Origin of the sequence: Pseudomonas sp. UBA6315 (assembly GCF_002438125.1) — a bacterium.
Classification (GTDB): Bacteria; Pseudomonadota; Gammaproteobacteria; order Pseudomonadales; family Pseudomonadaceae; genus Aquipseudomonas; species Aquipseudomonas faucium.
On sequence record NZ_DJTF01000107.1, the window covers coordinates 1 to 5,079 of the forward strand.

The 5,079-nt window shown below is 65.6% G+C and carries 6 protein-coding genes; all 6 read right to left on the reverse strand.

The annotated features are described in order from the left end of the window. Positions 1–1,051: RIP metalloprotease RseP (rseP, locus tag B3E94_RS13520; protein WP_286913889.1), on the reverse strand; the 1,051-nt coding region annotated here is incomplete at its 3' end. A 42-nt stretch (positions 1,052–1,093) separates the two neighbouring features. Beyond that, a complete protein-coding gene (gene ispC, locus B3E94_RS13525; RefSeq protein WP_286913890.1) occupies positions 1,094–2,284 on the reverse strand; it encodes a 1-deoxy-D-xylulose-5-phosphate reductoisomerase in 1,191 nt (396 codons plus the stop codon). Beyond that, entirely contained in the window at positions 2,281–3,096 is an 816-nt protein-coding gene (locus B3E94_RS13530) for a phosphatidate cytidylyltransferase (RefSeq protein WP_176513527.1), read from the reverse strand. The genes ispC and B3E94_RS13530 overlap by 4 nt, the downstream gene beginning before the upstream one ends. Next, complete coding sequence (gene uppS, locus B3E94_RS13535) at positions 3,096–3,851, reverse strand: polyprenyl diphosphate synthase (RefSeq protein ID WP_286913891.1); 756 nt, start codon at positions 3,849–3,851, stop codon at positions 3,096–3,098. Before uppS ends, B3E94_RS13530 begins: the two co-directional genes overlap by 1 nt. Before the next feature lie 15 nt (positions 3,852–3,866). Beyond that, on the reverse strand, positions 3,867–4,424 hold the full coding sequence (gene frr, locus B3E94_RS13540; protein WP_176513530.1) for a ribosome recycling factor: 558 nt from the start codon (positions 4,422–4,424) through the stop codon (positions 3,867–3,869). Further along, a partial coding sequence (gene pyrH / locus B3E94_RS13545; RefSeq protein WP_286913893.1) for a UMP kinase occupies positions 4,421–5,079 on the reverse strand: 659 nt, incomplete at its 5' end. The genes frr and pyrH, both read right to left, overlap by 4 nt.

The window sequence follows — 5,079 nt, forward strand, 5'->3', positions numbered from 1 at the left end:
CGAACAGCATTTTCTTCAGCGATTCGAGGGTCAGCACACTCATGTTCCAGGTGCGCGACAGGCCCTCGCCCACGGCCTCCAGCGGGCCGTAGCTGACTTCGCGGAGCATGCTGGCTGGCCATTCGCCGCCTTTCACGCCCGCCCCCAGGTAACCGCCCGAGGCCCTGCCTTCACCCTTGCGGGCCAGGGTTACCGGCACTTCCAGGGCCGCGCCGTCACGCTCGACACGCAGCATGACCTTGGCCTCGGGGCGAGCCCGCACACTGTCGACCAGCTGCTGCCAGTCCTTGAGCGCCACACCATCGAGGGCCAGCAGGCGGTCGCCGGTTTTCAGGCCAGCCGCCGCGGCCGGGCCCTTGGCATCGATCTCGGCCAGCACCGGCTCAAGCGCCGGGCGCCAAGGGCGCAGCCCAAGGGACTGGATCGGGTCGGGCTCGTCGGCGCCCTTGAGCCAGCTGTCGAGCTTGATCTGCAGCTGGCGCTCGGCGCTGGCGCCTTCGTCACGCACGCCAACCTGCAGCGTGCCGCTCTCGCCCAGGCGCCGGACCAGTTGCAGGTTGACCGCCGACCAACCGCTGGTCGGTTTGCCATCGACCGAGACAATTTCCTGGCCCGCCACCAGCCCGGCGGAAGCCGCCAGGCTGTCCGGCTCGACAGCCCCGATCACCGGGCGAATCTGCTGGGTACCCAGCATCGCCAGGATCCAGAAGAACACGATGGCCAGGAGGAAGTTGGCAATGGGGCCGGCGGCCACGATGGCGATCCGCTGGCGTACCGACTTGCGATTGAACGATTGCCCCACCAGCGCCGGCGGCACTTCGCCTTCGCGCTCGTCGAGCATCTTCACGTAGCCGCCCAACGGGATCGCCGCGACCACGAACTCGGTGCCCTGGCGGTCATGCCAGCGCAGCAGTGGCGTGCCAAAACCCACGGAAAAACGCAGTACCTTCACGCCACAGCGGCGAGCGACCCAGAAGTGGCCGAATTCGTGGAACGTGACCAGTACACCCAGTGCCACCAGGGTGCCGATAATCATGTAGAGCGCAGTCATGTCTATCTCCGAATGACGTTCAGCCAAACCCTGGGCAGGGTGTCAGCGGCCGTGGCGGCGAAGCCACTCGCGGGCCAGTTCGCGGGCGCGCTGGTCGGCGGCGAACACCGCATCCAGCGAGGGCAGCGGCACCACAGGCTCCTGGTCGAGCACCTGTTCGATCATACCCGCGATCTCCGGGAAGCGGATACGCCGCTCGAGAAATGCCTCGACCGCCACCTCGTTGGCAGCGTTGAGCACCGCCGGGGCACTGTTGCCCGCCTCGGCGGCCTGGCGTGCCAGGCGCAGGCACGGGAAGCGCTGCTCGTCGGGCGCCTGGAAGTCCAGGCGGGCGATGGCGAACAGATCGAGCGGGGCAACCCCCGAATCGATCCGCTCGGGCCAGGCCAGGGCGTTGGCGATGGGGGTGCGCATGTCCGGGTTGCCCAACTGGGCCAGCACCGAACCGTCGACGTAATCGACCAGCGAATGGATCACGCTCTGCGGGTGCACCACCACCTCGACCTTGGCCGGCGCCGCATCGAACAGCCAGCAAGCCTCGATCAGCTCCAGACCCTTGTTCATCATGCTCGCCGAGTCCACCGAGATCTTGCGGCCCATGGACCAGTTCGGGTGCGCACAGGCCTGCTCGGGCGTGACATCGGCCAGTGCCGCCTGCGGCGTTTCACGGAACGGCCCGCCCGAGGCGGTCAGCAGGATGCGGCGCACCCCCACCTGGCTCAGGCCACGGCCATAGTCACCCGGCAGGCACTGGAAGATCGCGTTGTGCTCGCTGTCGATCGGCAGCAGCACCGCGCCGCTCTGGCGCACGGCGTCCATGAACAGCGCGCCGGACATCACCAGCGCTTCCTTGTTGGCCAGCAGCACCTTCTTGCCGGCCTGCACGGCCGCCAGGGTCGGGCGCAAGCCTGCGGCGCCGACGATGGCGGCCATCACGGCATCCACCTCGGCCGCCGCAGCGACTTCACAGAGGCCCGCCTCCCCTTCCAGCACTTGGGTGGCGCAAGCGGCCGCCGCAAGGCCTTCACGCAGGCGCAAAGCCGCCTCGGCGCTGGGCACCACGGCAAAGGCCGGACGATGCCGCAAGCACAGGGCCAGCAGTTCGTCGACACGCGAATAACCGCTCAGGGCGAACACCTGGTAGCGCTCGGGGTGACGCGCAATCACATCCAGGGTGCTCAGGCCGATCGAACCGGTCGCCCCGAGTACGGTAATGCGCTGCAGTGCACTCACATCACACCCCATTCGGCCGCCCACAACAGCACCGCGAACAGCGGGATGGCCGCCGTCAGGCTGTCGATGCGGTCCAGCACGCCGCCGTGACCCGGCAGCAGGTTGCTGCTGTCCTTGATCCCGGAGCGGCGCTTGAACATGCTCTCGGTCAGGTCACCGACCACCGACGCCATGACCACCAGCGCAGCGCCCAGCAGCCCCAGCAGGATCTGCCCGACACCCCAGTCGCGGCTGATGCCGACCACCAAGGTAATCACCAGGCTGACCGCAAGGCCGCCATACACGCCTTCCCAGCTCTTGCCCGGGCTGACCAGCGGCGCCAGCTTGCGCTTGCCGAAGGCCCGGCCGGAGAAATAGGCACCGATATCGGCGGCCCATACCAGCACCATGACCGACAGGATCAGCCAGTTGCCCAGCTGCCAGTGCTTGAGCAGGATCAGACCTTGCCAGGCCGGCAGCAGGATCAGCAGGCCGATCAGCAGGCGGCAGGCGGCGCTGGCCCAGAGTTCGCTGCTGCGCGGGTAGGTGAGTACCAGCCAGGTCGCCAGCCCCCACCAGATCACCGACGCACCGAGCACCCAGGGCGCCAGGTCAGGCATCAGATAGAGCAGCATCAGCGCCCCGGCGACCACGGCCGCGTAGGCGATGCGCAGCGGCTGGGCCATCAAGCCGGCCAGACGCGCCCACTCCCAAGCACCGAGGGTCACCACGAAGCCGATGAACAGGGCGAAATCCCCACCTTCGAGCAGGAAAAATCCACCCAGCGCGATCGGCAGCAGAATCAGCGCGGTAATGATGCGTTGTTTAAGCATTAAGCACGAGCTCCAGCCTCGACCTGCTCGCTGGTCTTACCAAAGCGGCGCTGGCGCGAAGCGAAATCGGCCAGGGCATTGCGCATGGCCTCGTGTTTGAAGTCCGGCCAATACAGGTCGGAGAAGTACAGTTCGGCGTAGGCCAGCTGCCACAGCAGGAAGTTGCTGATGCGGTGCTCGCCACCGGTACGGATGCACAGGTCTGGCAGCGGCAGCTCGCCCGTGGCCAGGCAGGTCTGCAGCAGGCCCGGGGTGATGTCGTCCGGGCGCAGATGGCCGGCCTGGACCTCGCGCGCCAGGCGCTGGGCAGCCTGGGCAATGTCCCACTGGCCACCATAATTGGCGGCGATCTGCAGGATGAAGCGATTATTGCCCGCGGTCAGCGCTTCGGCTTCGCGCATGGCGGCCTGCAGCTCCGGGTGAAAACGCGAACGGTCACCGATGATGCGCAGGCTGATGTTGTTCTCGTTGAGACGCTTGGCCTCACGCCGCAGCGCCGAGAAGAACAGCTCCATCAACGCCCCGACCTCTTCGGCCGGGCGCTGCCAGTTCTCGCTGGAAAACGCGAACAGGGTCAGCACCTCGACGCCGGACTTGGCGCAGACTTCGATGACCGCACGCACGGCATCGACGCCGGCCTTGTGCCCGGCAACGCCGGGCAACAGGCGCTTCTTCGCCCAGCGATTGTTGCCATCCATGATGATCGCGACGTGACGCGGCACCGAAGAGGGTGCCGCCAGCTTGGTCTTTTCCATTAAAAAACCTCGGCCTTAGACGGCCAACAGGTCCTTTTCCTTGGCTTTGTACGCAGCGTCGACTTCGGCGACGAACTTGTCGGTCAGCTTCTGGATCTCGTCGGCAGCGCGACGCTCTTCGTCTTCGCTGATGGCCTTGTCCTTGGTCAGCTTCTTCAGCTCTGCCAGGGCATCACGGCGCACGTTGCGCACGGCAACCTTGGCATCTTCGCAAACGCCACTGGCCTGCTTGGTGTAACCCTTGCGGGTTTCCTCGGTCAGGGCCGGCATCGGTACGCGGATGGTGGTACCGGCGCTGGACGGGTTCAGGCCGAGGTCGGAGGTCAGGATGGCCTTCTCGATGGCGGCGCTGAGGTTCTTGTCGTGGGCGACAATCTTCAGGGTCCGGGCATCTTCGACGGAAATAGCGGCCACCTGGTTCAGCGGCATCTCGCTACCCCAGGCGGTGACCTTGACGCTGTCCAGGATGCTTGGGTGGGCGCGACCGGTACGGATGGACGCCAGGTTGCGGCCCAGGGCCTCGATGGACTTGCCCATGCGGTCCTGGGCGTCTTTCTTGATGTCGTTGATCATTTTTGAACTTCCTCGATCAGGGTTCCTTCCGCGCCGCCGTGCACGATGTTCAGCAGGGCGCCGGGCTTGTTCATGTTGAAGACGCGCAGCGGCATCTTGTGGTCGCGGCACAGACAGATTGCCGTCAGGTCCATCACGCCCAGCTTGCGATCCAGCACTTCATCGTAGGTAAGATGATCGAACTTCTCGGCATGCGGGTCCTTGAATGGATCTGCAGTGTATACACCATCGACCTTGGTTGCCTTCAATACCACGTCGGCATCGATTTCGATGGCGCGCAGGCAAGCGGCGGAGTCGGTGGTGAAGAACGGGTTGCCGGTACCGGCAGCGAAGATAACGACTTCCTTGGCGTTCAGGTGACGCATGGCTTTGCGGCGATCATAGTGATCGGTCACGCCCACCATGGAAATGGCCGACATGACGATGGCGGTAATGTTTGCCCGCTCCAGCGCGTCGCGCATGGCCAGGCCATTCATTACGGTTGCCAGCATGCCCATGTGGTCGCCGGTGACGCGGTCCATGCCGGCTGCACTGAGCGCCGCACCACGGAACAGGTTGCCACCACCAATTACCAGGCCTACCTGGACGCCGATGCCAACCAGCTGGCCGACTTCCAGCGCCATGCGATCCAGTACCTTGGGGTCGATCCCGAACT